Genomic DNA, 25,792 nt, shown 5'->3' with positions numbered 1-25,792 from the left:
TCGTGGGGCGTGCTCTGGGGCGGTGGGGGAGGTGGGGGCGCCGGGCGGCGCCCCCACCTTCGAAACCGGTCCGGCCGCTTACTTCTTCAGGCCGGGGTACAGCGGGTGCTTCTCGGCCAGCGCGGAGACCCGCGCCTTCAGCGCCTCCGTGTCGTACGACGGCTTCAACGCCTCGGCGATGACGTCCGCGACCTCGGCGAAGTCGTCCGCCTGGAAGCCGCGGGTGGCCAGCGCCGGGGTGCCGATCCGCAGGCCCGAGGTGACCATCGGGGGCCGGGGGTCGTTCGGGATCGCGTTGCGGTTGACCGTGATGCCGACCTCGTGGAGGCGGTCCTCGGCCTGCTGCCCGTCCAGCTCGGAGTTGCGCAGGTCCACCAGGACCAGGTGCACGTCCGTGCCGCCGGACAGGACCGCCACTCCCGCCTCGGACACATCGCCGCGCGACAGCCGCTCGGCGAGGATCTTCGCGCCCTCCAGCGTACGCTGCTGGCGCTCCTTGAACTCCTCGCTCGCCGCCACCTTGAAGGCCACCGCCTTCGCCGCGATGACGTGCTCGAGCGGGCCGCCCTGCTGGCCGGGGAAGACCGCGGAGTTGATCTTCTTGGCCAGCTCGGCGGTGGAGAGGATCACGCCGCCGCGGGGGCCGCCCAGCGTCTTGTGCGTGGTGGTGGTCACGACGTGCGCGTGCGGTACGGGCGAGGGGTGCAGGCCCGCGGCCACCAGGCCCGCGAAGTGCGCCATGTCGACCATCAGGTACGCGCCGACCTCGTCGGCGATCCGCCGGAAGGCGGCGAAGTCCAGCTGGCGGGGGTAGGCCGACCAGCCCGCGATGATCAGCTTCGGCCGGTGCTCCTTGGCGAGGCGCTCGACCTCGTCCATGTCGACCTGGCCGGTCTGCTCGTCGACGTGGTAGGCGGCCACGTTGTAGAGCTTGCCGGAGAAGTTGATCTTCATGCCGTGGGTCAGGTGCCCGCCGTGGGCGAGGTTCAGACCCAGGATGGTGTCACCGGGCGAGAGCAGAGCGAACATCGCGGCCGCGTTCGCCTGAGCACCCGAGTGCGGCTGTACGTTCGCGTGCTCGGCGCCGAACAGCTCCTTGATCCGCTCGATGGCCAGCGTCTCGACGACGTCGACGTGCTCACAACCGCCGTAGTAGCGGCGGCCGGGGTATCCCTCGGCGTACTTGTTGGTGAGCACCGAGCCCTGCGCTTCGAGGACGGCGACCGGAGCGAAGTTCTCCGAGGCGATCATCTCGAGCGTGGACTGCTGGCGGTGGAGCTCGGCGTCGACCGCGGCGGCGACGTCCGGGTCGAGCTCGTGCAGGGACTGGTTGAGAAGCGACATCGGGATCCCAATCAGGAGGGGCGTCAGGGACTTCGCGGATTCAGCGAGTTCAGCAGGTTCGGCAGGTTCGGCAGGTTCGGCAGGTTCGGCGGGTTCAGCTGCCGGTGAAGGCGGTGTACTCGTCGGCGGAGAGCAGGTCGGCGGGCTCGTCGCTCACCCGTACCTTGAACAGCCAGCCGCCCTCGAAGGGGGCGGAGTTCACCAGCGCCGGGTCGTCCACGACGTCCTGGTTGACGGCCGTGACCTCGCCCGAGACCGGCGCGTACAGGTCGCTCACGGACTTGGTCGACTCCAGCTCGCCGCAGGCGTCGCCCGCGGTGACGGTGTCGCCGACCTCCGGGAGCTGGACGAAGACGACGTCACCGAGGGCGTCGGCGGCGTGCGAGGTGATGCCCACGGTCGACACACCGTCCGCGTCAGCGGCGGTGAGCCACTCGTGCTCCTTGCTGTAGCGAAGCTGCTGGGGGTTGCTCATGATCTGAATTCTCCTGGATCGGGGGGAGTGCTCGGTGACGGGTCTTGACAGGTGGGACGGGCTGTCATGAAACGGACGCCGGGGTCCCGCGCGAGGCGGCGCCGCTGGGCGGGCGTCAGCGCTGCCGCTTGTAGAAGGGGAGCGCCACGACCTCGTACGGCTCGTGGCTGCCGCGGATGTCCACCGCGACGCCCGCCGTGCCCGGCTCGGCGCGGTCGGCGTCCACGTACGCGATCGCGATCGGCTTGCCGAGGGTCGGCGACGGGGCGCCGGACGTGACCTCGCCGATCACGCTTCCCGACTCGGCGGAGACCACGGCGTACCCGGCGCGCGGCACCCTGCGGCCGGAAGCGATCAGGCCGACCAGCTTGCGCGGCGGGCTGGACTCGGCCCGCTTCGCCGCGGCCTCCAGCGCCGTACGGCCGACGAAGTCACCGCTCTTCTCGAACTTCACGACCCGGCCGAGGCCCGCGTCGAAGGGGGTGGTCGAGGTCGTCAGCTCGTGCCCGTACAGCGGCATACCCGCCTCCAGGCGCAGGGTGTCCCGGCAGGAAAGGCCGCACGGCACCAGGCCCACCGCGGCTCCCGCCTCGGTCAGCGCCTGCCACAGGGCCTCCGCGTCGCCCGGCGCGACGAAGAGCTCGAAGCCGTCCTCGCCGGTGTATCCGGTGCGGGCGATGAGTGCGTCCACGCCGGCGACGGTGCCGGGCAGGCCGGCGTAGTACTTCAGCCCGTCCAGGTCGGCGTCGGTCAGGGACCTGAGGATGCCGGGGGACTCGGGGCCCTGGACGGCGATCAGCGCGTAGGCCTCACGGTCGTCCCGCACGGTCGCGTCGAAGCCCTGCGCGCGCTCGGTGAGCGCGTCCAGCACCACCTGCGCGTTGGAGGCGTTGGCCACCACCATGAATTCTCCCTCCTCGCCCGCCTTGGGCGAGGTGGGGGTGCCCCCGGCGACGCCAGGGGGAGGGCCCGGCTCACCCCCCAGCCGGTAGACGATCAGGTCGTCGAGGATGCCGCCCTCGGCGTTGCAGATCATGGTGTAGCGGGCGCGGCCCACGGCCAGGGCCGAGAGGTGGCCGACCAGCGCGTAGTCCAGGACCTCACCGGCCTGCGGCCCGGTCAGGGTGATCTCGCCCATGTGGGAGAGGTCGAAGAGTCCGGCGCGGGTGCGGACGGCGACGTGCTCGTCGCGCTCGCTGCCGTAGCGCAGCGGCATGTCCCAGCCCGCGAAGTCGGTCATGGTCGCGCCGAGCGCGCGGTGCAGCGCGTCGAGCGGCGTACGGCGTTGGGCTTCGGTCATGTTTTCAGGCTCCCGGGCAGGGGTGGCGAGGCTGATGTCGAAGAGAACACAGCCTCCCCATCTGTCATCGGAACCTGAGAGGTTCGCCACGACCCCGGATCACGCGTCGGGGCTACGGGCTTGCACCTTGGGTGGGGCCGCACGCGGCGGCCCGCTTTTCAGATGTGCCTAGCCCGCGCGGTACGGGGCCTGAGAGATTCAAGGGAGGACTTGCTCCTTCGGCGCCCCGGTGACCGGCACAGCTGCCGGTCCGGGGACTCTCCCGCGCGGGTTCTAACGGCCGGTATGGAGTTGGCGCCGACATCATTGCACGGCCGCGCGAGGTTCGGACGGTCCGGTCCCGAGGTATCGAGGTTTACGGCATTACCTTTTCTTGACAGTCTTCGGGTCAGGGCGCAGTGACCGGACCGGACGGGGAGGACGATCACGGTGCACAGGGACAGTGCGTACGCGACGACGAGCGAGGTCGCGCGCGGCCCGCTGCCCGGTCGGCCGGAGCTGCCCGTTCTCCAGGCTCTCCAGGCCGTCGCCGGGGAAGCGGTCAGGCCGGGCCGCCGGTCGTCGCCCGCGCTCGACCTGCGCGGCGGCCAGGCCGCGGGGTACGAGCTGTGCTACTCGGCCGGTGACGTGCTCGTCGTCTCCGGGCTGCCGGGCAGCGGCAAGAGCACGCTGATCAGGCGGGCCGTCGCGGGCCTCGATCGGCGCGGCGGCCGGGTGCGCCGGGTGGACTCGCAGGACATGCGCGACCGCTGGGAGCGCGCCATGCCCGCCATGATCCCGTACGCCCTGTACCGGCCCCTGGTGCGGGTCGCCCACTACGCCCGGCTGTACCGGGGCCTCGCCTCGGGTGACAGCGTCGTCGTGCACGACTGCGGCACCCTCGCCTGGGTGCGCCGCTGGCTGGCGCGCGACGCGCGCCGCCGGGGCCGCTCCCTGCACATGGCGCTGCTCGACGTCCCGCCGGAGGTCGCCCTTGAGGGCCAGGCCTCGCGCGGCCGGGGCGTCTCCCGCTACGCCTTCGCGCGGCACCGCGGCGCCGTGGGGCGGCTGGTCGCGGACGCGGAGCGCGGACGGCTGCCGGACGGCTGCACCTCGGCCGTGCTGCTGGACCGCGGCGCCGCGAGCGCCCTGAAAAGCATCGGCTTCGAGTAACGCGCGCAGCCGGCTTTGCGCAGCCCGTTGTGGCGGGCTCCGGGTGGCGGGCTCCGGGTGGCGGGCTCCGGGTGGCGGGCTCCGGGTGGCGGGCTCCGGGTGGCGGGCTCCGGGTGGCGGGCCCCGGGTGGCTTCGAGCAGCCCGCCAGCTGGCTCCCGCTACTGCGCGGGCCAGCCGGCGGGCAGGGTCGGCGCCGCCGGGGACGGGGGCGCGCTCGGGAGATCGGGGGAGGCCGGGGCCTCCGGGGCGACCGGGACCTCGGGAGAAGCCGGGACCTCGGGGTTGGCGGGGGAGTTCGGGGCTTGCGGGGCACCCGGGACCTGGGGCATCGGCGGCAGCCCGTCCAGATTCGCCGCGGGCAGCCCGCCGCCGACCATGACGCTGGCGACCACGTTGACCGTGCCGGTGAGGAGTTCCTGGACCGCGGCCGCGGTCACGCTCTCATCGCCCGCGGGAATCGCCCTGAGCAGGGCGTCGAGTCTGGTCTCGAAGTCGGCGACGGCCTTGGCCTTGAGGTCCTGGCCCGGGTCGGCGGCGTTCGCAGCGGGGGCGGCGGCCGGGTCGGCGGCGTTCGCGGCGGGATCCGTGGCGGGGTCCACGGCGCCGGGCACGTCGTAGGCCGGGAGGATGGCCGGGTCCTGGCCGGGTGCGGGCTGGGTGGCGGGCGGCACGGCGGGCGCCTGCGTGACGGAGGCGAGTGCCCTCCTGATCTCCTCGCCGTAGCGGTTCGCCTCGGCGGCCGGCAGCCTGCCGTCGGGGGACTGGAGCACGGCCAGTACGAGATCGTTGACGGGCCGGGTCACACCGCCCAGGTCGCCGAGCAGCTTGGCCTGGCCGAGCAGCGCGTCGGCGCCGGGCAGCTGAGCCCCGGGCGCCTTCCTCTCGGGCGCGGAGCGCGCGGGGGTTCCCGTCTCGGAGACGGCCACAGCGGCGCCGGTGCCCGCCACGAGCGCGCCGCACATGGCGGACGAGACGAGGACGCCGGCCTTCCGGGGTATACGCATCGGCATGGGAGTGCTCCCTTCGGGTGTTCATCGGTTTCACGACCACCGTCCGGAGCCCGGCCACCGAGTGCAACTCGTCGCTACGGAGAGCGACGGCCCCGCGGCGTCCTCCGCCTCCTCCCACCGTCACGTGTGACCTGGGCTTTCGCCGCGGTTCGGGCGACCCCCGGGAGGGCTCGCGGGTGCAGCCGTTAGGGTGCGTGTGCGGTTCGTACGAGACGGTGGTGGGCCCGGTGAACACGACGGAGCAGCACGGCTACTCCATTCCTCCCGAGGGAGTGCCTTCCGAGGGAGCGCACTCCGGTTTTTACGGCTCCGTTCCTGCCGGGGGAGTGCCTTCCAACGGGGCACACTCCGGTCTTGACGACGGTCCCTACGATTTCTCCCAGCCCGCCGGTTACGCCCCCTCCAGGCCCGCCGGTCCTCCCGGAACCCCCGCTGGCTTCCCCTGCAACGAGCTCGAAGAGGTGCTCGCCGCCTCCCTCGGAGTGCCCGGCGCCGGCCCCCGCCTCGTCGAGGTGCTCGGCCGCAGTCACGTCTGGGTGCCCCTCCCCGAGGGCGGCAGCCGCGAGAGCCGCGACCTCGACCTGCCCACCGTCGAGATCGAAGGCCGCGCCTACGTCCCGGTGTTCAGCTCCGAGCAGCAGTTCCTCCAGGCCGTCGGCGCCCATATGGCCTTCACCATCGCGCCCGCCCGCGAGTTCGCCCGCGGCCTACCGCCGCAGCTCGGCATCGCCGTCAACCCCGGCGGCGCGGTCGGCGTCCCGCTGCCGCCCCCCGCCGTCGCCGAGCTCTGCCGCATCGGGCGCACCGAGCTCGACGGCCCGGCCACCGGCGGCCGGGTGCGGCTCTTCGAGCCCGACTGGCAGGACGAGCCGGTCGACTTTCTCGCCGCCGCCGCGGGCGAGTTCGCCACCACCGGGCTCGTACGCACCGCTCGCCGCGCCCTCGCCAGCGTCGAGGGGGACGCCCCCGCGCTCTTCGTCGGCGTCGAACTCGTGCGCTGGGAGCCGCACGCCCGGGATGCCGTCCTGCACGCCCTCGGCCGCGCGCTCGGCGCGGTTCCCGTGCCCTGGCCCGTACAACTGGTGCTGCTGGACGTCGCCCAGGACCCGGTCGGCGACTGGATGCTGGAGCGGGTGCGCCCGTTCCACACCGCGTAGAGCTCACCGCGCGGACCTCCGTAAGCTGGTTGGATGAGCGGGCCGGGCGCACGCACGGGTCCTGAAGGCCGTGCGGTGCTTGAGGAGAAGGGGCGGGAGCCAGTGAGTGCGGGAGGCAGCACGGCGGCGGCCGGGGCCGTCGAACAGATGCTGCGGCAGGTGACGCCCGGGCGGTACGACGCCTACGAGGCGCTGCTGCGCGCCCTCGCCGGGGGCCAGGTCTGGATGCTGCTCTGGCACGGTGCGCCCGGATCGCCGGACGCCCAGTACGGGAACATGGAGGTCGAGGGTCTCGGCTACGCGCCCTGCGTCACCTCGGCCCAGGAGCTCGCCGCCAGCGGCTGGAACCGCGCCCACGAAGTCGTCTCCGGCCAGGACATCGCCGCGTCCCTCTACCCCGACCGCTGGGGCCTGTGGCTCAACCCGCACGCCCCGGGCGGCGGCGTCGGCATCCCCTGGGCAGACCTGCGCCGGATCGCCGCGGGCCTCGACCGGCTGCCCGCAGGCCCGCTCCGGCTGTCGGAACCGACCATCGAAGTCGCCCAGTTCTACGCCCTTCTGACGCAGAATGCGCACAGCACGCCCGCCGTGCGCTCCCTGCGCCGCGCCTGGGTGCAGCCCGCGCTCGGCGCGCCGTATCTCGCCATCGGCCTCGATCTGTACGACACGAGTCCGCCGGCCGTGGAGTCGGCGCGGGTGATGATGCAGCAGTCGATCGGGGCGGTGCCGGACGGGCTGCCGGTGTCGACCGTTGCGATGTCCGACGAGTACGACCCGGTGGCGATGTGGCTGCGGGCCAACGCGCGGCCCTTCTTCGACCGCGACGCGTACGGCACGCAGGCGTTGCAGGACCCGTCCGTCGCCCCCGCCGCTCCGGCCCCCGGTTACGGCTACCCACCCGCGGGGCCCGCCGGGGGCACTTCGGCTCCGCACGGGTGGCAGCCGGGCCCGGCTCCGCGGGCTTACTGAATGCCCATTCAGGGCTTTTTCGCCCGTTCAGCATCTGGACTCACGCCCGCGCATGGCTGGCGAGAGGCCCGTTTCGCGGCATTCACTCTGCCAAAACGTGGAAGTCCGGGCGGATTTGCCCGCGGCCTCCGCTGAGGTCGCCAGGCCGCTCAGCTGGCCCCCGTGTTCGTTAATCGGTACTCCCCAGGTCACATCACAGTTGCGCATCCTTTCCCTGGGAACTCTGGCGACTGATCGCAAACGCGATGAAGACTCACGTTCGCCGGGCAGTACGTTCAGCCAAAGGGCGCCCCGGTGTCGAAAGCGACGAGAAAGCGTCTACGCGGGTCAAGTGCCCCGGAGGCGAGCGAAGCTCGAGTCAGCCCTTTGTGCGAAGTGAAGATCAGAGCCGCTGCAGCGGCAGGCTTGGGCCGGCCACCGCCGGCGAGAGGGGTCCCCACCACGATGACGGCACCTATGCACGACGCGGCCCCGGTCGAGGCCGGAGATGCCGCTGTTGCCGCGGACGTCACGAAGAAGGCCGTCGAGGGGCGTTCGCTGGGGCGTATCGCCTGGAACCGGCTGAAGCGGGACAAGCTGGCGCTGGCCGGTGGTTGCGTGGTGCTCTTCCTGATCGTGGTCGCGCTCTTCGCACCGCTGATCACCAGCCTGTTCGGCCATGACCCGAACGAGCATCACGAGGACCTGATCGACCCGCTGTTCAGCACCCCTTCCGGCTCCTGGGGCGGCATCAGCGCGGACCATCTGCTGGGAGTCGAGCCGGTCAACGGCCGCGACGTCTTCAGCCGGATCGTCTACGGCGCCCGTATCTCCCTGCTGGTCGGCTTCCTGTCCGCTGTGGTCGCGGTCGTCTTCGGCACCGTGCTGGGCATCCTGGCGGGCTACTTCCGCGGCTGGCTCGATGCCGTGATCAGCCGCGTGATGGACATGCTCCTCTCCTTCCCGCAGCTGCTGTTCATCATCGCGCTGGTCTCGGTGATGCCCAACCAGCTGCTCGGCCTCGAGGGCACGGGCGTACGCATGCTGGTGATGATCCTGGTGATCGGGTTCTTCGGCTGGCCCTACGTCGGCCGCATCGTGCGCGGCCAGACGCTCTCGCTCCGCGAGCGGGAGTACGTCGAGGCGGCGCGCAGCCTGGGCGCCGGGCGGCGCTACATCCTCTTCAAGGAGCTGCTGCCCAACCTCATCGCGCCGATCATCGTCTACACCACGCTGATGATCCCGACCAACATCCTCACGGAGGCGGCGCTCAGCTTCCTCGGCGTGGGCGTCAAGCCGCCCACCGCTTCCTGGGGCCAGATGCTCTCCACCGCGGTGAGTTACTACGACTCGGATCCGATGTACATGCTGATCCCGGGTCTGGCGATCTTCGTCACCGTGCTGGCCTTCAATCTCTTCGGCGACGGCGTACGCGATGCGCTCGACCCGAAGGGAACCCGCTGACCCCCCACCAAGCCTGTACCCCCGGCCCCGCGCAGCGTGCGGGCCGTGACTGACACGGAGGATCCGAGATCGTGACAACCCAACGCACAAGAGGGCGCCGCGCGCAGGTCGCGGCGTCGGCCGTCGTGGTCGCGGCGCTGCTGTCCACAGCGGCGTGTGGCGGCGGTAGCGACGACAAGAGCGGGGCCGCGGGCTTCAACGCCGGCAACAACAAGGTCGCCAACGCCTCGACCAAGAAGGGCGGCACGCTGAAGTTCGCCGGTGTCCAGGACGCTGACTCCTGGGACCCCACGCGCGGCTACTACGGCTTCGCCTGGAACTTCATGCGCTACTACAGCCGCCAGCTGGTGACCAGCGCGACGGAGCCGGGCGCGAAGGGCACCGAGCTCGTCCCCGACCTCGCCACCAGCAAGGCCAAGGTCGCCGACGGCGGGAAGACGTACACGTACACCCTGCGCGACGGGATCACCTGGGAGGACGGCAAGCCGATCACCTCCAAGGACATCAAGTACGGCATCGAGCGCGTCTGGGCCCAGGACGTCCTCTCCGGCGGTCCGGTCTACCTGAAGGACACGCTGGACCCGAAGGGCGAGTACAAGGGCCCGTACAAGGACAAGTCCAAGGACAAGCTGGGTCTGAAGGCCATCGAGACGCCGGACGACAAGACCATCGTCTTCAAGCTGCCCTCCCCGAACAGTGACTTCGAGGAGATGCTGGCGCTCACCTCGGCCTCGCCGGTGCGGCAGGACAAGGACACCAAGTCCAAGTACGGTCTGAGGCCGTTCTCCTCGGGCCCGTACAAGTTCCAGTCGTACACGCCGAACAAGTCCCTGGTGCTGGTCCGCAACGAGAACTGGAAGCAGTCCTCCGACCCGGTCCGCAAGGCGTACCCGGACAAGATCACGCTCAATCTGTTCACCAACGCCGACGACATGGACAACCGCCTGATCTCGGGCGACTACGACCTGGACATCAACCAGACCGGTCTGTCCCCGCAAGGTCGTACCAAGGCGCTGAAGCAGCACAAGGACAACCTGGACAACCCGGTCTCCGGCTACATCCGGTACGCGGTCTTCCCGCAGACCGTGAAGCCGTTCGACAACATCGAGTGCCGCAAGGCCGTGATCTACGGAGCCGACCACAAGTCGCTGCAGACCGCGCGTGGCGGCCCCCTGGCGGGCGGTGACATCGGCACCAACATGCTGCCGCCGACGGTGCCGGGCTCCGAGGGCCAGAAGTACGACCCGTTCGGCATGGCCAAGAACGACGGCAAGCCCAACACCGCCGAGGCCAAGAAGGCGCTGAAGGCCTGCGGCAAGCCGAACGGCTTCAAGACCACCATCGCGGTCCGCAACAACAAGCCGGTCGAGGTGGCCACCGCCGAGTCGCTGCAGGCGTCGCTGAAGAAGATCGGCATCGACGTCGACATCGACCAGTACGACGGTTCGCAGACCACCGGCATCATCGGCAACCCGGACGTCGTCAAGAAGAAGAACTACGGGATCATCATCATGGGCTGGGGCCCGGACTTCCCCTCGGTCCAGGGCTACGGCCAGCCGCTGTGGGACAGCAAGTACATCCTGTCCAACGGCAACAACAACTACGCGATGATCGACGACAAGAAGATCGACGCCAACTTCGACAAGTTCGTCACCGAGCTGGACGAGGCGAAGAAGGAACAGCTCGCCAAGGACATCAACCACCAGGTGATGGAAGGCGGGTACTACCTGCCCTTCGTCTTCGAGAAGTTCATCAACTGGCGCTCCGGCCGGTTGACCAACGCCTACACGACGGACTCGTACAGCGGCATGTACGACTTCGTCAACCTGGGCGTGAAGTAACCCCCACCGGCACACCCGCCGTACTGCACGAAGGGCAGGTGAAGGTCTGAGCGGCGCGGCCGCGGGGCACTGGACAATCTCCGGTGACCCCGCGGCCCGCCGCCGGACCGAAGAGCAGTGCTCGCATACCTCATCAGGCGGCTGTTCGCCGTCGCAGTGATGCTGGTGGTCATCATGCTGGTGGTCTTCGGCATCTTCTTCTTGATCCCCAAGTGGACGGGCGTCGACCCGGCCACGATGTACGTCGGCAAGCAGTCCGATGCGGCGGCGCTGGAGGGCATCCGGCAGAAGCTCCAGCTGGACGACCCGATCTACGTCCAGCTCGTGGAGTTCTTCAAGGGCATCTTCGTCGGCCGCACCTACGCGGGCGGCGGCGACGTCACACAGTGCGCGGCGCCCTGCTTCGGCTACTCCTTCCGCAGTGAGCAGGCCATCTGGCCGGTGCTCGCCGACCGCCTGCCGGTGACCCTGTCGCTGGCCGTCGGCGCCGCCATCCTGTGGGTCATCGGCGGCGTCGCCGCCGGTGTGCTCTCCGCGCTCAAGCGGGGGACGGTGTGGGACCGCTCGGCGATGATGGTCGCCCTCTCCGGCGTCTCGCTGCCGATCTACTTCACCGGCCTGCTGTCGCTGGCGATCTTCAGTTACGGACTCGGCTGGATCAACGGTCAGTTCGTACCCCTGGAGGACAGCTTCTCCGGCTGGATCGGCGGCATGATCCTGCCCTGGCTGACCCTCGCGTTCCTGTACGCGGCGATGTACGCCCGGATCACCCGCGCCACCATGCTGGAGATCATGGGCGAGGACTACATCCGCACCGCCCGCGCCAAGGGGCTGCGCGAGCCCGTCGTCATCGGCAAGCACGCCATGCGCTCCGCCATGACCCCGGTGCTCACGCTGCTCGGCATCGACCTGGGCGCGCTGATGGGCGGCGCGATCCTGACCGAGACCACGTTCAGCCTCCCCGGGCTCGGCCAGGCCGTGCTCAAGGCGATCAGTGAGCGCGACCTGCCGGTGATCCTCGGTGTCACACTGATCACCGCGACGGCGGTGGTCGTCGCCAACCTCATCGTGGACATCCTGTACGGCGTGATCGACCCCCGAGTGAGGCTGGGATGACCGACCACCTGAGCAAGACCGGCGCGGCGGTGGGTGAACCGGTCACCGACTCCGCCCCGCCCAGGGCGTTCCTCGAAGTACGCGATCTGCACGTGCACTTCCCCACCGACGACGGTCTCGTCAAGTCCGTCGACGGACTCAGCTTCCAGCTGGAGAAGGGCAAGACGCTCGGCATCGTCGGGGAGTCCGGCTCCGGCAAGTCCGTCACCTCGCTCGGCATCATGGGCCTGCACACCGCCGGGCAGTACGGGCGGCAGAAGGCGCGGATATCCGGCGAGATCTGGCTGGACGGCGAGGAACTGCTCTCCGCCGACCCGGACCGGGTGCGGAAGCTGCGCGGCCGTGAGATGGCCATGATCTTCCAGGACCCGCTCTCCGCGCTGCACCCGTACTACACCATCGGCAAGCAGATCGTGGAGGCGTACCGGGTCCACAACGACGTGGACAAGAAGGTCGCCCGCAAGCGCGCGATCGAGATGCTCGACCGGGTCGGCATCCCGCAGCCCGACGAGCGGGTCGACGCCTATCCGCACGAGTTCTCCGGCGGTATGCGGCAGCGCGCGATGATCGCGATGGCGCTGGTCAACAACCCCGAGCTGCTGATCGCCGACGAGCCGACGACCGCCCTCGACGTCACCGTCCAGGCGCAGATCCTCGACCTGATCCGGGACCTGCAGAAGGAGTTCGGCTCCGCGGTCATCATCATCACCCACGACCTGGGCGTCGTCGCCGAGCTGGCCGACGACATCCTGGTGATGTACGGCGGCCGGTGCGTGGAGCGGGGAAGCGCCGAGAAGGTCTTCTACGAGCCCCGGCACCCGTACACCTGGGGCCTGCTCGGCTCGATGCCGCGCATCGACAAGGAGCAGACCGAGCGGCTGATCCCGGTCGAAGGGGCCCCGCCCTCGCTGATCAACATCCCGAGCGGCTGCGCCTTCAACCCGCGCTGCCCGTACGCGGACATACCCAAGGGCGGTGTCACCCGCACCGAGCGGCCCGAGCTGCGCGAGGTGGGCAGCGGCCACTTCTCCGCCTGCCACATGTCGCCGGAGGACCGGCAGCGGATCTGGACCGAAGAGATTGCGCCGAAGCTGTGAGCGAGGACGAGCACATGACGATCCCCGACCAGGCCGGCGCGGCCGGGACCGCTGTGACCAAGGCGGACCCGGCACCCGGTGAGCCCCTGCTCAGGGTGACGGGCCTGAAGAAGCACTTCCCCATCACCAAGGGTGTGCTCAAACGCCAGGTGGGCGCGGTCAAGGCGGTCGACGGCATCGACTTCGACGTACGGGCGGGGGAGACCCTCGGCGTCGTCGGCGAGTCCGGCTGCGGCAAGTCGACCATGGGTCGGCTGATCACCCGGCTGCTCGAACCCTCCGGCGGGAAGGTCGAGTTCGAGGGACAGGACATCACGCACCTGGGCACGGGCAGGATGCGCCCGCTGCGCCGCGACGTCCAGATGATCTTCCAGGACCCGTACTCGTCGCTGAACCCGCGGCACACGGTCGGCGCCATCGTCAGCGCCCCCTTCAGGCTGCAGGGGGTGCGGCCGGAAGGCGGCGTCAAGCGCGAGGTCCAGCGCCTCCTGGAGATCGTCGGGCTCAACCCCGAGCACTACAACCGCTATCCGCACGAGTTCTCCGGCGGTCAGCGGCAGCGCATCGGCATCGCGCGGGCGCTGGCCCTGAAGCCGAAGCTGGTGGTGGCGGACGAGCCGGTCTCCGCGCTCGACGTGTCGATCCAGGCCCAGGTGGTCAACCTGCTGGACGACCTCCAGGACGAGATGGGCCTGACGTACGTGATCATCGCCCATGACCTGTCGGTCATCCGGCACGTCTCGGACCGGATCGCGGTGATGTACCTCGGCAAGATCGTCGAGCTGACCGACCGCAAGTCGCTGTACGAGTCGCCCATGCACCCGTACACCCGCGCCCTGCTCTCCGCGGTGCCGGTGCCGGACCCCAAGCGGCGCGCCAAGCGCGACCGCATCCTGCTCCAGGGCGACGTTCCCTCGCCGATCTCGCCGCCGAGCGGCTGCCGGTTCCACACCCGCTGCTGGAAGGCGACGGAGATCTGCAAGACGCAGGAGCCGCCGCTCCTGGCGCTGAAGACCGGGCACCAGGTGGCCTGCCACCACCCGGAGAACGCGCCGGACCAGGCGCCGGCGGACGCCCCGCTGCCGGGTGCGGCGGAGGCTGTGCAGGTCGTCAAGGCCGAGAAGGGCGACGGCTGAGGAGCCGTACGGTGCCCCGGCGCGCGCCCGGGGCACCGCAGGGGCGGCGCCGGGCACCTGCCGGTTTACGCGGCCCGGTCCGGCCGGTTGCCGTGCGGCCGCGGAAGGTGCAGCCCGAAGTAGACGGCGGCGATGCGCAGGGCGAAGACCAGCCCCGCCGACAGCGCGGCGTTCGGCTCGTCGCTCACGCCCGCCGCGTCGAGCGCGAGATAGAGCGCGGCTCCGGCCGCCGCGGCCGTCGCGTACACGTCCTCGCGGAGCAGCAGTGGCGGGAACTCCCCGCACAGCACGTCGCGGATCACCTCGCCCGTCACCCCGGTGATCACGCCGAAGATGACGACGGCGAGGGGCGTGACGTCCGAGTCGATGGCCGCGCGGGCGCCGATCACCGTCACGACCGCGAGCCCGGTCGCGTCGACCACCAGCAGGGAGCGCTGGGGCAGCTGCCAGAAGCGCAGATACGCGATGGTCGCCACGCCGACCCCCATGATCACGGTCAGCAGCACCCAGTCGTGCGTCCAGTACAGCGGGTGCCGGTTGAGCATCAGATCCCGCAGCGTGCCGCCCGAGATGGAGGCGGCGAAGGCCAGCGCCAGCCCGCCGAACGGATCCATGTTCGCCCGGTGTGCGGCGAGCACCCCGCTCGCCGCGAACGCCGAGACGCCCACCAGGTACAGCACGTGCAGCATGATCTTTCCCAGCGTCGGTCCGTGCCCCAGCCGCCGGAGCACCGGCGCATCATCTCAGGTCCCGGGAGGTCGTTGAAAATGGGGCTACCCGCGAGTAATAAATCCGTGTAGCCTGCATGCCCATGGCACAGGGCATCGCACAGGCAACCATCGGGGACAGCGAGTTCGACCGCGACACGACGGTCACGCGCCGCGCCCCGGGGGTCTACGGCGTCGAGCTCTCCGAGGGCTGGACGATCATCCACGCCGTCAACGGCGGCTATCTGCTCGCGCTGCTCGGCCGGGCCCTGGGCGAGGCGCTCCCGCACCCCGACCCGCTCACGATCACCGCCCACTACCTCACCGCATCGCGGCCGGGACCGGCCGAGATCCGCACCGAGACCGTGCGCGCCGGGCGGAGCATGTCCACCGGCCAAGCCTCCCTGTTCCAGCGTGACGAGGACGGCGCCGACGTCGAGCGCATCCGCGTCACCGCCCACTACGGGGACCTGTCCGCCCTGCCCCAGGACGTCCGTACGTCCGCCGAGCCGCCGGCGATCCCGCCGTACGAGCACTGCCTAGGCCGCGGGGACGCGCCGGACGGCTCCTCGCCCATCCCCGGCAGCACGGCGATCACCGACCGTCTCGACCTGCGGCTCGACCCGGCCACGGCGGGCTGGGCCGTCGGGGCGCCGTCCGGGCGGGGCGAGATGCGCGCCTGGTTCGGCCTCGCCGACGGGCGGGACGCCGACCCGCTCTCCCTGTTGCTCGCCGTCGACGCCCTGCCGCCCACCGCCTTCGAACTCGGCCTCATGGGATGGGTCCCCACCCTCGAACTCACCGTCCACATACGCCACCGCCCCGCGCCGGGCCCGCTGCGGGTCGCGGTCACCACCCGGAATCTCGCGGGCGGTCTCCTGGAGGAGGACGCTGAGGTCTGGGACAGCGAGGACCGCCTGGTGGCCCAATCCCGCCAGCTGGCGCGGGCCGTGATCGCCTGACGGCGTCCGGCTCTGACTGCCTGAGGCGCTCGGCTCTGATTGCCTGACGGCGCCCGGCGCCGCGGGCGCGGGGCGGAGGCCCGGGCCGCGCTCGTAGAATCGGGGGCATCATGGCCTACCTCGACCACGCCGCCACCACCCCGATGCTCCCGGAGGCGGTGCAGGCGATGACCGCCCAGCTGACCGTCACCGGGAACGCCTCCTCCCTGCACGCGGCCGGGCGGCGAGCCCGCCGTACGGTCGAGGAGTCCCGCGAAGTCCTCGCCGCCGCGCTGGGCGCGCGGCCCAGCGAAGTGGTCTTCACCGCGGGCGGCACGGAGTCCGACAACCTCGCCGTCAAGGGGCTGTACTGGGCCCGCCGGGCTGCCGACCCGCGGCGCACGCGGGTGCTGGCCAGCCCGGTCGAGCACCACGCGGTGCTCGACGCCGTCGACTGGCTCGCCGAGCACGAGGGCGCGCGCGTCGAGTACCTGCCGGTCGACCCGTACGGCCGGGTCCACGCGGATGCGCTGCGCGAGGCCATCGCCCGCGACCCCTCGGACGTCGCGCTCGCGACCGTCATGTGGGCCAACAACGAGATCGGCACGGTCATGCCGGTACACGAACTCGCCGGCGTGGCCGGTGAGTTCGGGATTCCGCTGCACGCGGACGCCGTGCAGGCCTTCGGGCAGCTGCCGGTCGACTTCGCGGCCTCCGGCCTCGCCGCGATGACCGTCAGCGGGCACAAGATCGGCGGCCCGTACGGCATCGGCGCGCTCCTGCTGCGCCGCGAGGAGGCCCCGGTCCCGCTCCTCCACGGCGGCGGGCAGGAGCGGCACGTACGCTCCGGCACCCTCGATGTGCCCGCCGTCGCGGCGTTCGCGGCCGCGGCCGGGCACGCCGCCGGGCACCACGCCGACTTCGCCCGCGAGATCGGCGCGCTCCGCGACAAGCTGATCACCGCCGTGCGTACGACGGTCCCGGACGCCGTCCTGGGCGGCGATCCGGACCCGGCGGGCAGGCTCCCCGCCAACGCGCACTTCTCCTTCCCCGGCTGCGAGGGCGACTCGCTGCTGCTGCTCCTGGACGCTCAGGGCATCGCGTGCTCCACCGGCTCGGCGTGCACCGCAGGGGTCGCGCAGCCCAGCCACGTCCTGCTGGCCACCGGCACGGACCCGGACCTGGCCCGCGGCACCCTTCGCTTCTCGTTTGGCCACACCTCCACGGCCGAGGACGTGGACGCGGTCGCCGAGGCGATCGGCCCGGCCGTCGAGCGGGCGCGCACGGCGGGACTCAGCTGATCCGGGGCCCACGGCCTCTCGGCGCCGTGCGACACCAAGGTCACTGATGGGGCAGACATGCGCGAGATCGGCTAAGCGCTCTCCGCCGGGCGGGCCGCCTGCACGAGCTTGATGTAGCGCTCCCAGTCCCAGTGCGGCCCCGGGTCGGTGTGGTCGGTCCCGGGCACCTCCACATGGCCGACGATGTGCTCGCGGTCTCTCGGTATGCCGTACCGCGCGCAGATCCCGGCGGCCAGGCGCGCCGACGAGCGGTACATCGCGTCGGTGAACGCGCCCGGACGGTCCACGAAGCCCTCGTGCTCGATCCCGACGCTGCGCTCGTTGTAGCCCAGGTTCCCCGCGTGATACGCGACATCGAGCTCGCGGATCATCTGCGCGACATGCCCGTCCTTGCGCACCACGTAGTGAGAGGCGGCGCCGTGCTCCGGATCCTGGAAGACCTTGAGCGCCACCGCGTAGCTGCCCTGCACGACATGGATGACCACACGGTCGATCACGTAGTCGGCGGGCCGGTCCGCGCGGCGCCAGTTGGCGGTCGAGGCCGGTATCCACTCGGCGCCCCTGTGGTCGAGCTCGCCCTCCTTGCGGGGCTTGTCCACGCCCGGCAGGCGCCACCACCACCGGGGAGGGCCCTCCGCCGCCACGTAACCGGCCGAACCGGCCGTGCCCAGCACCGCCGCGCCGCCGATCAGCAGACCACGGCGGCCGATGCCCGTACGGCGGTCACGGCGGTCGCGGCGGTCGCGGTTTTCACGGCTGTCGTGGCTTTCCGGGTTGTCGTCGCTGTCGTAGCTCTCACGGCTGACCTTGCGGGCGTCCTCACCGGTCCGCTGCTCCATCCGCCCCCTCCTCCCCGGCTCTCCCCGGCCCCGGCACGTACGCCGTCGTTCCCCGGCCACAGCCCGTCTGCCGTTCACCGCACCGATAACGCTTTCGGGGCCCCGGCTGGTTCCCCTTACTCTGGTAGAGCTATGAACAACTTCCCAGGCGCACCGACCGGTCCCAGCGACGGGCGCCGCCTCCGCGTACTCGCCGCCATGTCCGGCGGCGTCGACTCCGCAGTCGCCGCGGCCCGCGCCGCCGAGGCGGGTCACGACGTGACCGGCGTCCACCTCGCCCTCTCCGCCAACCCGCAGTCCTTCAGGACCGGAGCCCGCGGCTGCTGCACGATCGAGGACTCCCGCGACGCGCGCCGGGCGGCCGACGTGATCGGCATCCCCTTCTACGTCTGGGATCTCGCCGACCGGTTCCGGCAGGACGTCGTCGACGACTTCGTCGCCGAGTACGCGGCGGGCCGCACGCCCAACCCCTGCCTGCGCTGCAACGAGAAGATCAAGTTCGCTGCGCTGCTGGACAAGGCTCTCGCCCTCGGCTTCGACGCCGTCTGCACCGGCCACTACGCGCGCGTGGACGTCCGCGAGGACGGTACCCGCGAGCTGCACCGCGCCACCGACATGGCCAAGGACCAGTCGTACGTCCTCGGCGTGCTCGACGAGCGCCAGCTGGCCCACGCGATGTTCCCGCTCGGCGACACCCGTACCACCAAGGACGAGATCCGCGCGGAGGCGGAGGCCCGCGGCCTCGCTGTGGCCAAGAAGCCGGACAGCCACGACATCTGCTTCATCGCCGACGGCGACACCCAGGGCTTCCTCACGCGCCGTCTCGGCACGGCTGAGGGCGACATCGTCGACGAGAACGGCGCCAAGCTGGGCACCCACTCCGGGGCGTACGGCTACACCATCGGCCAGCGCAAGGGCCTGCGCCTCGGCGTCCCCGCCCCCGACGGCAAGCCGCGCTACGTCCTGGACATCTCCCCGGTGGACAACACCGTCACCGTCGGCCCTTCCGAGGCCCTCGACGTCATCGCCCTCACCGGCACCAAGCCCCGCTGGTGTGGCACGCCCCCTCCAGGACCCGGCACGTACACCGCGCAGCTGCGCGCCCACGGCGGCGAGACCGAGGTCAGCGCGGAGCTGGTGGACGGCGCGCTGCGCGTGACCTTCTCCGAGCCCGTCCGCGGCGTGGCCCCGGGCCAGGCGGTCGTCCTCTACGAGGGCACGCGCGTCGTCGGCTCCGCGACGATCGCGACGACGGAGCGGCGGGAGCGGGCGGCCGCGGCGCAGAGCTGACGGCGGCGTCGCAGAGCTGACAGCCGCGGTGCAGAGCTGAGGGCGAGCCAAGGGGTAGCGCTGCGTAAGCGTTCACGCACGGCAGTGGCCGGTTGCAAGGCCGGTCCTCACCGTGCGGCAAGCTGGGGTCCATGACTGCACATCTGATCACCGGAGCGGGCTCCGGCATCGGCGCGAAGGTCACCGAGCGGCTGGCCGAGCGGGGTGACGAGCTGTGGCTGCTGGCGCGTGACGCGGGCCGCGCCAAGGAGCTGGAGCGGCGCTTCGCCGGGGCCCGTACGGTCGTCGGAGACCTGGCCAACCCGGAGAAGCTGTCCTGGGCGCTGAGCCACCAGGAGCTCCCGGACCGGCTCGACTCGCTCCTGCACATCGCGGGCGTCGTGGAGCTCGGCGGCATCGGCGAGTTGACTCCCAAGGCGTGGAACGCGCAGCTCGCCGCCAACCTCGTCGCCCCCGCGGAGCTGACCCGGCTGCTGCTGCCCCAACTGCGGGCCGCCCGCGGCCATGTGGTGTTCGTGAACTCCGGCGCCGGACTGCGGGCCAACGCCCAGTGGGGCGCCTACGCCGCCAGCAAGCACGGTCTCAAGGCGCTGGCCGACTCCCTCCGAGCCGAGGAGCACGACAGCGGCGTGCGCGTCACCTCCGTCTACCCCGGCCGTACGGCCACCTCCATGCAGGCCGACGTCCACCGGCAGGAGGGCAAGGCGTACGACGAGTCCCGCTGGATCGACCCCGGGTCGGTCGCGACGACGGTCCTGACCGCCCTGGACCTGCCGCGCGACGCCGAGATCACAGACCTGTCCGTACGGCCGGGGCGGTGAGCGGCATGATGGGCATGAACTCTCCTTGGCGCCCGGCGACCGCCACCGGCGTCGGGTCGATGCCGGGGACGGACGCGCGGGAGGCCGCGAAGACGGTCACCGGGTCGCTGGAGGAGTTCCCGCACCTGCCGGAACTCCCCGCCCGCGGGCCCGGCGCGGACATGATCGGCCGTACGGCGGGGCTGCTGGCCGAGATGTACGCGCGCGTGGAGCCGAGCGGCTGGCGGTTCGGTGACCGGCCGGGCCGGGACACCCGGCGCGCCTGGTCCTGGCTGGGCGAGGACTTCGACGCGCTCGAGGAGTTCACCCAGGGCTACGAGGGCCCGCTGAAGGTGCAGGCCGTCGGACCGTGGACGCTCGCGGCCGCGCTGGAGCTGAAGAACGGCGAGGCCGCCCTGTCCGACGCGGGAGCCTGCCGGGACCTCGCCGGGTCGCTGGCCGAGGGGCTGCGGGGCCACCTCGCCGAGGTGCGCAGGCGAGTGCCGGGCGCCCAGGCCGTCCTGCAGCTCGACGAGCCGTCGCTCGCCGCCGTGCTGCGCGGCCGGGTGAAGACGGCCAGCGGCTACCGCACGCACCGGGCCGTCGACCGGGCCGTGGTCGAGGGCGCGCTGCGGGACGTGCTCGCCGTGGCCGGGGACGGCCCGGCCGTCGTCCACTCCTGCGCGCCGGACGTGCCGTTCGGGCTGCTGCGGCGTGCCGGGGCCACGGGCATCTCCTTCGATCTCGGACTTCTCACGGAGCGTGACGAAGAACAGATCGGCGAGGCCGTCGAGGGCGGCATGGCGCTCTTCGCCGGAATCGTGCCGGGCACGGACGGTCCATTGTCAGACCCTGCCGGTAGCGTCGGGGGTGTCAGGACGCTGTGGCGCAGGCTGGGGCTGTCGCCGGGGACACTGAGCGAGTCCGTGGTGATCACTCCGGCGTGTGGTCTCGCGGGTGCCTCGCCGGGGTACGCCCGCGCGGCGCTCGCCCACTGCGTCCGGGCGGCGAGATCGCTCGCGGACAACCCTGAGTGACGGGAGGATGCAACGGTGGCTGGCGAACAGCAGGCGACAGTGCCCGCCGAGATGCGGGAACAGCACCGACAGCTCGCTGAGCAGGTCGAGGAGCACCGCTTCCGGTACTACGTGAAGGACGCCCCGGTCATCAGCGACGCGGAGTTCGACCAGCTCCTGCGGTCCCTTGAGGCGCTGGAGAACGAGTATCCGGAGCTGCGCACCCCCGACTCTCCCACCCAGAAGGTCGCCGGGCAGTACGAGACCGAGTTCACCGCCGTCCAGCACCGCGAGCGGATGCTCAGCCTCGACAACGCCTTCGACGACGCGGAGCTGGAGTCCTGGGCCGACAGGATCGCCCGCGAACTCGGCGATTCCTCCTATCACTTCCTGTGCGAGCTCAAGGTCGACGGCCTCGCCGTCAACCTCACCTACGAGCGCGGGCGGCTCACCCGCGCCGCCACCCGCGGCGACGGCCGCACGGGCGAGGACATCACGCCCAACGTCCGTACGATCGCCGAGATCCCGGAGCGGCTGCGCGGGGACCGCATCCCGGACCTTGTGGAGATCCGCGGCGAGGTCTTCTTCCCGATGGAGAAGTTCGAGGAGCTCAACGCGGCCCTGGTGGAGGCGGGCAAGCCGCCGTTCGCCAACCCGCGCAACGCCGCGGCCGGTTCGCTGCGCCAGAAGGACCCCAAGGTCACCGCCACTCGCCCGCTCCACATGGTGGTGCACGGCATCGGGGCCCGCGAGGGCTTCGGCATCAGCCGCCTCTCGGAGGCGTACGGGCTGCTGCGCGAGTGGGGCCTGCCCACCGCGAAGGCCTACAAGGTGGTGGACTCCCTGAAGGGCGTGCGGGAGTTCATCGCGTACTACGGCGAGCACCGCCACTCGGTGGAGCACGAGATCGACGGAGTGGTCGTCAAGCTCGACGAGGTGCCGCTGCAGGGCCGCCTCGGCTCCACCTCGCGCGCCCCTCGCTGGGCCATCGCGTGGAAGTACGCGCCCGAGGAGGTCAACACCAAGCTGGTGGACATCCGGGTGGGCGTGGGCCGTACGGGCCGGGTGACGCCCTACGCGGTGGTGGAACCGGTCAAGGTCGCAGGCTCCGAGGTCGAGTTCGCCACGCTGCACAACCAGGACGTGGTCAAGGCCAAGGGCGTGCTGATCGGGGACACCGTCGTGCTGCGCAAGGCGGGCGATGTGATCCCGGAGATCCTCGGTCCCGTCGTGGACCTGCGGGACGGCACCGAGCGGGAGTTCGTGATGCCGGCCCGGTGCCCGGACTGCGGCAGCGAACTGCGCCCCGAGAAGGAGGGCGATGTCGACCTGCGCTGCCCCAACGCCCGGTCCTGCCCTGCCCAGTTGCGGGAGCGGGTCTTCTATCTCGCGGGCCGCAGATGCCTGGACATCGAGAGCTTCGGCTATGTGGTGGCCAGCGCCCTCACCCAGCCCCTGGAGCCGTCCGAGCCCCCGCTGAAGGACGAGGGCGATCTGTTCAACCTCACGGTCGAGCAGCTGCTGCCCATCAAGTCGTATGTCCTGGACCAGGACACCGGCCTGCCCAAGCGCGACCCCAAGACGGGCGAGGAGAAGGTCGTCACCCTCTTCGCGAACCAGAAGGGCGAGCCGAAGAAGAACACCCTGGCGATGCTGGAGAACATCGAGGCGGCCAAGCAGCGCCCGCTCGCGCGGATCATCACCGGTCTCTCGATCCGTCATGTCGGCCCGGTGGCGGCGGAGGCCCTGGCCAGGGAGTTCCGCTCGCTGGACCGGATCGCGCAGGCGGAGGAGGCCGAGCTGGCGGCTGTGGAGGGGGTCGGACCGAGGATCGCGGCCTCGGTGAAGCAGTGGTTCGAGGAGGACTGGCACCGCGAGATCGTGGAGAAGTGGCGGGCCGCCGGGGTGCGGCTGGAGGAGGAGGGCGGCGAGGAACGCGGACCCCGGCCCCTCGACGGCCTCACGGTCGTCGTCACCGGCACCCTCGACTCGTACACACGCGACGGCGCGAAGGAGGCGCTGCAGAACCTCGGCGCGAAGGTGGCCGGTTCCGTTTCGAAGAAGACCGGTTTCGTCGTCGTGGGTGACAACCCGGGATCGAAGTACGACAAGGCCCTCCAGCTGAAGGTGCCCGTGCTGGACGAGGACGGCTTCGCGGTGCTGCTCGAGCAAGGGCCGGACGCGGCGCGGGAAGTTGCCGAAGTGTCAGAGGCGTCCGTCGAATAGCCGTCAGAGATCACCCGTTCAGCGCATACCGGACCGTTCCGGGTTCCTGGGTCGCATTCGGGCAACCGCAGCCGATCGCTGCCCGTTCAAGCGTTTTGCAGCCTACTGTTGAAGTGTGCGCCTCCCGTGCACAGCTGCGCGGTGGGAACTGACGTGGTGGCATCGGAAGGGGTGCCGCTTCATGGCGTGGGCACCGCCGGCTGTGAGAGGGACGGGAGATGAAACCCACCGAAAGCGCCGATCCGGCGTCACGGCTGCGCCGGATCACCGTGCCCGGCATGCCGGTCGCCGTGATCCTCCTGGCCATACTGGCCCTGGTCACCGGCGTCGTACGGGTGCTCGGCGAGGGGCATGCGCTCTTCCCCGACGCCACCGCCGGCTGGTCGCTCGCCGTCCTCACCGGCATCATCGTCGGCCATCTGGTCGCGCTCGGCCGTGACCGCTGGTGGGGCGGCACCGGCTCCGGCGCCGCCCTCACCCTCGCGGTCCTGCTCCTCTACGGCTGGGTGTCGGCCGTACTGGTCAGCCTCGCTGTCGTGGTCCTGGTCAGCGCCGCCCGCAGGCACCGCTGGAAACAAGGGGTGTTGCACGGCGCCGTGGACATCCTCGGCATCGGGGCGGCGGCGCTCACGCTGGCCGCCTTCGGCACCGTGCCCACCGTCGAGGCGCCCTGGTCGCCCCGGACGTGGGACTTCCTCGACCTCCCCGAGGTGGTGCTGGCCGCGCTCGCGTATCTCGCGGTGACCCGCGCCCTGCTCTGGTCCTCGATGGCACCGCGCGGCGGCGGGCTGCCGACCATCGCCCGGACGGCCCTGGCCCGGCAGGCGCTCGTCGGAGTTGCGCTGCTCGGCATCGCCCCCCTCATCTGCGTCGTGGCCGTCGCCAAGCCGGTGCTGCTGCCGCTGTTCGCCGTCCCTTTAATCGCCCTGGACTCCACGCTGTGGATCGCCCGCGCCCGGGCCGAGGAGCAGCTCCGCGACCCGCTCACCGGGCTCCCGAACCGCCAGTGGCTGCTGGAGCGCACCTGGACCGCGCTCGACGAAGCCGAGCGGATCGGCGCGCGATCCGCACTGGTCCTGATCGACCTCGACCGGTTCCGGTCGGTCAATGACACGCTCGGGCATCTGGCCGGAGACCGCCTGCTGCTGCAGATCGCCGAGCGGCTGCGCGTCGCCCTGCCACGCGGCGCGGAGGCGGCCCGCCTCGGCGGCGACGAGTTCGCGGTCCTCCTCCCCACCGCCGACTCCACCACCAGCGCCACGCGCATGGCCCGCCAGCTCGTCGCCACCCTCGGCTCCCCGCTCGACCTCGACGGGCTCACGCTCGTCCTGGAGGCCAGCGCCGGAGTCGCCGTCTTCCCCGACCACGCGCTGGACGCCGAAGGGCTGCTGCGCCGCGCCGACGTGGCGATGTACCAGGCCAAGCGGGACCGCAGCGGTGTCGAGGTGTACGAGGCGAAGCGGGACGGCAACACCCCCGACCGCCTTGGTCTGCTGGGCGATCTGCGACGCGCGCTCGACGCGGGCGATGTCGAGCTGCACTATCAGCCCAAGGTCGGTTTCGACGGCCGGGTCGCGGGACTCGAGGCGCTCGTACGGTGGGTGCATCCGGAGCGCGGCAGGGTCAGCCCCGACGAGTTCATCGCCATCGCGGAGTCCTCCGGCCTGATGCCGCACCTCACCGAGTACGTCCTGGAGACCGCGCTCGCCCAGGTCGCCAAGTGGCGCGCTTCGGGCCTTGAAGTGCCGGTCGCCGTGAACGTCTCGCCGCGCGACGTCCATACGCCCGGCTTCGCGGGCGCGGTCGCCGCCCGGCTCGCCCGGCACGGCGTCCCGCCGGGTGCGCTGCAACTGGAGATCACGGAACACGTCCTGCTCGAGGACCCGCAGCGCGCCGCGGACACCCTGGCCGGGCTGACCGGCCACGGCGTGAAGATGTCGCTCGACGACTTCGGCACGGGTTACTCGTCGCTGGTGCACCTGCGGCGGCTGCCGGTGAGCGAGCTCAAGATCGACCGGTCTTTCGTGGCCCGTCTCGCGGTCGACACCGAGGACGCCGAGATCGTCCGCTGCACCGTCGACCTCGCGCACTCGCTCGGGCTGCTCGTCGTCGCGGAGGGCGTCGAGGACGACGAGACGTGGGAGCGCCTCCGCGACCTCGGCTGCGACGCGGTCCAGGGCTGGCTGGTCGCCGCCGCGATGCCGCCGGACGAGACGACGGCGTGGCTCCGCCTGCGCGGCGAGCGCGGCTGGCACCGCCTCGCCTCGGGTGAGACCGAAGACGAACCGGAGCCTGAACACGCGGCGATCGAAGACGCCGAAAGCCCCTCCGGCCAGCCGGTGAAGTAACCCCCCGGCGCCCGCGGCACCTGCCCGGCCGCGCGACCCCGTACGCCGTGCGCACCCCCGGCACCCTGCGGCCGGTCCGGCGCACGGCCGGACCCCGCCGCGGCGGGAAACCTCCCGGCGGCCGGTCCGGCGCCGCCGGAAGGCGCTACGACGGGAAGACCTCCCGGTCAGGAAACCCGCCCCAGGCGAACCGCAGCCCGCTGCGCGCGGACTCGTACCGCCCCTTGCGCGCCTGGCATCCCGTGCGTTGACACCGCGGCCGGTCCGGCGCACGGTCGGGAGG

21 protein-coding genes and 1 riboswitch are annotated in these 25,792 nt (G+C 71.4%); of the genes, 15 read left to right on the top strand and 6 right to left on the bottom strand.

Annotated elements, in window-relative coordinates; all coding sequences use genetic code 11:
• Positions 1 to 78 precede the first annotated feature (78 nt).
• The 3 genes from glyA to gcvT form a co-directional block, all read right to left on the bottom strand.
• Positions 79 to 1,344, bottom strand: a complete 1,266-nt coding sequence (gene glyA / locus ACTWQC_RS20985) for a serine hydroxymethyltransferase (RefSeq protein WP_443317291.1) — start codon at positions 1,342 to 1,344, stop codon at positions 79 to 81.
• Between the two features lie 94 nt (positions 1,345 to 1,438).
• On the bottom strand, positions 1,439 to 1,819 hold the full coding sequence (gcvH, locus tag ACTWQC_RS20980) for a glycine cleavage system protein GcvH (protein ID WP_443317290.1): 381 nt from the start codon (positions 1,817 to 1,819) through the stop codon (positions 1,439 to 1,441).
• A 115-nt stretch (positions 1,820 to 1,934) separates the two neighbouring features.
• Positions 1,935 to 3,119, bottom strand: a complete 1,185-nt coding sequence (gcvT, locus tag ACTWQC_RS20975; protein ID WP_443317289.1) for a glycine cleavage system aminomethyltransferase GcvT — start codon at positions 3,117 to 3,119, stop codon at positions 1,935 to 1,937.
• A gap of 168 nt (positions 3,120 to 3,287) precedes the next feature.
• A riboswitch (glycine riboswitch) is annotated at positions 3,288 to 3,394 on the bottom strand.
• Positions 3,395 to 3,542: 148 nt separating this feature from the next.
• Between gcvT and ACTWQC_RS20970 the strand changes: the two genes are divergently transcribed.
• A complete protein-coding gene (locus tag ACTWQC_RS20970; RefSeq protein ID WP_443317365.1) occupies positions 3,543 to 4,271 on the top strand; it encodes an AAA family ATPase in 729 nt (242 codons plus the stop codon).
• A 159-nt stretch (positions 4,272 to 4,430) separates the two neighbouring features.
• Here ACTWQC_RS20970 and ACTWQC_RS20965 read toward each other — a convergent pair whose 3' ends face one another.
• Positions 4,431 to 5,282 carry a hypothetical protein gene (locus ACTWQC_RS20965; RefSeq protein WP_443317288.1) on the bottom strand — a complete coding sequence of 284 codons (852 nt, stop codon included), beginning with the start codon at positions 5,280 to 5,282 and terminating at the stop codon, positions 4,431 to 4,433.
• 461 nt (positions 5,283 to 5,743) lie between these two features.
• Between ACTWQC_RS20965 and ACTWQC_RS20960 the strand changes: the two genes are divergently transcribed.
• The 7 genes from ACTWQC_RS20960 (at position 5,744) to ACTWQC_RS20930 (ending at position 14,041) form a co-directional block, all read left to right on the top strand.
• A complete protein-coding gene (locus ACTWQC_RS20960) occupies positions 5,744 to 6,439 on the top strand; it encodes an enhanced serine sensitivity protein SseB (protein WP_443317287.1) in 696 nt (231 codons plus the stop codon).
• A gap of 102 nt (positions 6,440 to 6,541) precedes the next feature.
• Positions 6,542 to 7,408, top strand: coding sequence for an enhanced serine sensitivity protein SseB C-terminal domain-containing protein (locus tag ACTWQC_RS20955; protein ID WP_443317286.1), 867 nt, complete (start codon positions 6,542 to 6,544; stop codon positions 7,406 to 7,408).
• 444 nt (positions 7,409 to 7,852) lie between these two features.
• The gene (locus ACTWQC_RS20950; protein ID WP_443317285.1) at positions 7,853 to 8,851 is read left to right on the top strand and encodes an ABC transporter permease; all 999 of its coding nucleotides are present in this window, start codon (positions 7,853 to 7,855) and stop codon (positions 8,849 to 8,851) included.
• 71 nt (positions 8,852 to 8,922) lie between these two features.
• On the top strand, positions 8,923 to 10,692 hold the full coding sequence (locus ACTWQC_RS20945) for an ABC transporter substrate-binding protein (RefSeq protein WP_443317284.1): 1,770 nt from the start codon (positions 8,923 to 8,925) through the stop codon (positions 10,690 to 10,692).
• Positions 10,693 to 10,809: 117 nt separating this feature from the next.
• Entirely contained in the window at positions 10,810 to 11,808 is a 999-nt protein-coding gene (locus ACTWQC_RS20940; protein ID WP_443317283.1) for an ABC transporter permease, read from the top strand.
• A complete protein-coding gene (locus tag ACTWQC_RS20935; protein WP_443317282.1) occupies positions 11,805 to 12,905 on the top strand; it encodes an ABC transporter ATP-binding protein in 1,101 nt (366 codons plus the stop codon). The genes ACTWQC_RS20940 and ACTWQC_RS20935 overlap by 4 nt, the downstream gene beginning before the upstream one ends.
• A gap of 14 nt (positions 12,906 to 12,919) precedes the next feature.
• Positions 12,920 to 14,041 (top strand): ABC transporter ATP-binding protein, encoded by a 1,122-nt coding sequence (locus tag ACTWQC_RS20930; RefSeq protein ID WP_443317281.1) that lies wholly within the window; start codon positions 12,920 to 12,922, stop codon positions 14,039 to 14,041.
• A gap of 65 nt (positions 14,042 to 14,106) precedes the next feature.
• Here the strand turns inward: ACTWQC_RS20930 and ACTWQC_RS20925 are convergent, their stop codons facing one another.
• Complete coding sequence (locus ACTWQC_RS20925) at positions 14,107 to 14,730, bottom strand: trimeric intracellular cation channel family protein (protein WP_443317364.1); 624 nt, start codon at positions 14,728 to 14,730, stop codon at positions 14,107 to 14,109.
• A 122-nt stretch (positions 14,731 to 14,852) separates the two neighbouring features.
• Between ACTWQC_RS20925 and ACTWQC_RS20920 the strand changes: the two genes are divergently transcribed.
• Entirely contained in the window at positions 14,853 to 15,710 is an 858-nt protein-coding gene (locus tag ACTWQC_RS20920; protein WP_443317280.1) for a thioesterase family protein, read from the top strand.
• Positions 15,711 to 15,820: 110 nt separating this feature from the next.
• Positions 15,821 to 16,990, top strand: coding sequence for a cysteine desulfurase family protein (locus ACTWQC_RS20915; protein ID WP_443317279.1), 1,170 nt, complete (start codon positions 15,821 to 15,823; stop codon positions 16,988 to 16,990).
• A gap of 71 nt (positions 16,991 to 17,061) precedes the next feature.
• Here the strand turns inward: ACTWQC_RS20915 and ACTWQC_RS20910 are convergent, their stop codons facing one another.
• Positions 17,062 to 17,829, bottom strand: coding sequence for an N-acetylmuramoyl-L-alanine amidase (locus tag ACTWQC_RS20910; protein WP_443317278.1), 768 nt, complete (start codon positions 17,827 to 17,829; stop codon positions 17,062 to 17,064).
• A gap of 132 nt (positions 17,830 to 17,961) precedes the next feature.
• On the opposite strand from ACTWQC_RS20910, the gene mnmA reads away from it, so the two are divergent.
• The 5 genes from mnmA (at position 17,962) to ACTWQC_RS20885 (ending at position 25,509) form a co-directional block, all read left to right on the top strand.
• Positions 17,962 to 19,119, top strand: coding sequence for a tRNA 2-thiouridine(34) synthase MnmA (mnmA, locus tag ACTWQC_RS20905; protein ID WP_443317277.1), 1,158 nt, complete (start codon positions 17,962 to 17,964; stop codon positions 19,117 to 19,119).
• Between the two features lie 131 nt (positions 19,120 to 19,250).
• Positions 19,251 to 19,940 carry an SDR family oxidoreductase gene (locus ACTWQC_RS20900; RefSeq protein WP_443317276.1) on the top strand — a complete coding sequence of 230 codons (690 nt, stop codon included), beginning with the start codon at positions 19,251 to 19,253 and terminating at the stop codon, positions 19,938 to 19,940.
• Between the two features lie 8 nt (positions 19,941 to 19,948).
• A complete protein-coding gene (locus tag ACTWQC_RS20895) occupies positions 19,949 to 20,956 on the top strand; it encodes a methionine synthase (RefSeq protein ID WP_443317363.1) in 1,008 nt (335 codons plus the stop codon).
• 15 nt (positions 20,957 to 20,971) lie between these two features.
• The gene (gene ligA, locus ACTWQC_RS20890; RefSeq protein ID WP_443317275.1) at positions 20,972 to 23,161 is read left to right on the top strand and encodes an NAD-dependent DNA ligase LigA; all 2,190 of its coding nucleotides are present in this window, start codon (positions 20,972 to 20,974) and stop codon (positions 23,159 to 23,161) included.
• Positions 23,162 to 23,379: 218 nt separating this feature from the next.
• Complete coding sequence (locus ACTWQC_RS20885) at positions 23,380 to 25,509, top strand: putative bifunctional diguanylate cyclase/phosphodiesterase (RefSeq protein WP_443317274.1); 2,130 nt, start codon at positions 23,380 to 23,382, stop codon at positions 25,507 to 25,509.
• Positions 25,510 to 25,792: the final 283 nt, after the last annotated feature.

The sequence above is a fragment of the Streptomyces sp. 8N616 genome, from assembly GCF_052246385.1.
Lineage (GTDB): Bacteria > Actinomycetota > Actinomycetes > Streptomycetales > Streptomycetaceae > Streptomyces.
Note: the sequence above shows the minus strand (reverse complement) of the source record. Positions and strands in the feature narration are given on the sequence as shown.

Coding starts and splice junctions, on each gene's coding strand:
- glyA (WP_443317291.1), bottom strand. CDS start 1,344: ATGTCGCTTCTCAACCAGTCCCTGCACGAGCTCGACCCGGACGTCGCC.
- gcvH (WP_443317290.1), bottom strand. CDS start 1,819: ATGAGCAACCCCCAGCAGCTTCGCTACAGCAAGGAGCACGAGTGGCTC.
- gcvT (WP_443317289.1), bottom strand. CDS start 3,119: ATGACCGAAGCCCAACGCCGTACGCCGCTCGACGCGCTGCACCGCGCG.
- ACTWQC_RS20965 (WP_443317288.1), bottom strand. CDS start 5,282: ATGCCGATGCGTATACCCCGGAAGGCCGGCGTCCTCGTCTCGTCCGCC.
- ACTWQC_RS20950 (WP_443317285.1), top strand. CDS start 7,853: ATGACGGCACCTATGCACGACGCGGCCCCGGTCGAGGCCGGAGATGCC.
- ACTWQC_RS20935 (WP_443317282.1), top strand. CDS start 11,805: ATGACCGACCACCTGAGCAAGACCGGCGCGGCGGTGGGTGAACCGGTC.
- ACTWQC_RS20930 (WP_443317281.1), top strand. CDS start 12,920: ATGACGATCCCCGACCAGGCCGGCGCGGCCGGGACCGCTGTGACCAAG.
- ACTWQC_RS20925 (WP_443317364.1), bottom strand. CDS start 14,730: ATGCTGCACGTGCTGTACCTGGTGGGCGTCTCGGCGTTCGCGGCGAGC.
- ACTWQC_RS20920 (WP_443317280.1), top strand. CDS start 14,853: ATGGCACAGGGCATCGCACAGGCAACCATCGGGGACAGCGAGTTCGAC.
- ACTWQC_RS20915 (WP_443317279.1), top strand. CDS start 15,821: ATGGCCTACCTCGACCACGCCGCCACCACCCCGATGCTCCCGGAGGCG.
- ACTWQC_RS20910 (WP_443317278.1), bottom strand. CDS start 17,829: ATGGAGCAGCGGACCGGTGAGGACGCCCGCAAGGTCAGCCGTGAGAGC.
- mnmA (WP_443317277.1), top strand. CDS start 17,962: ATGAACAACTTCCCAGGCGCACCGACCGGTCCCAGCGACGGGCGCCGC.
- ACTWQC_RS20900 (WP_443317276.1), top strand. CDS start 19,251: ATGACTGCACATCTGATCACCGGAGCGGGCTCCGGCATCGGCGCGAAG.
- ACTWQC_RS20895 (WP_443317363.1), top strand. CDS start 19,949: ATGGGCATGAACTCTCCTTGGCGCCCGGCGACCGCCACCGGCGTCGGG.
- ACTWQC_RS20885 (WP_443317274.1), top strand. CDS start 23,380: ATGAAACCCACCGAAAGCGCCGATCCGGCGTCACGGCTGCGCCGGATC.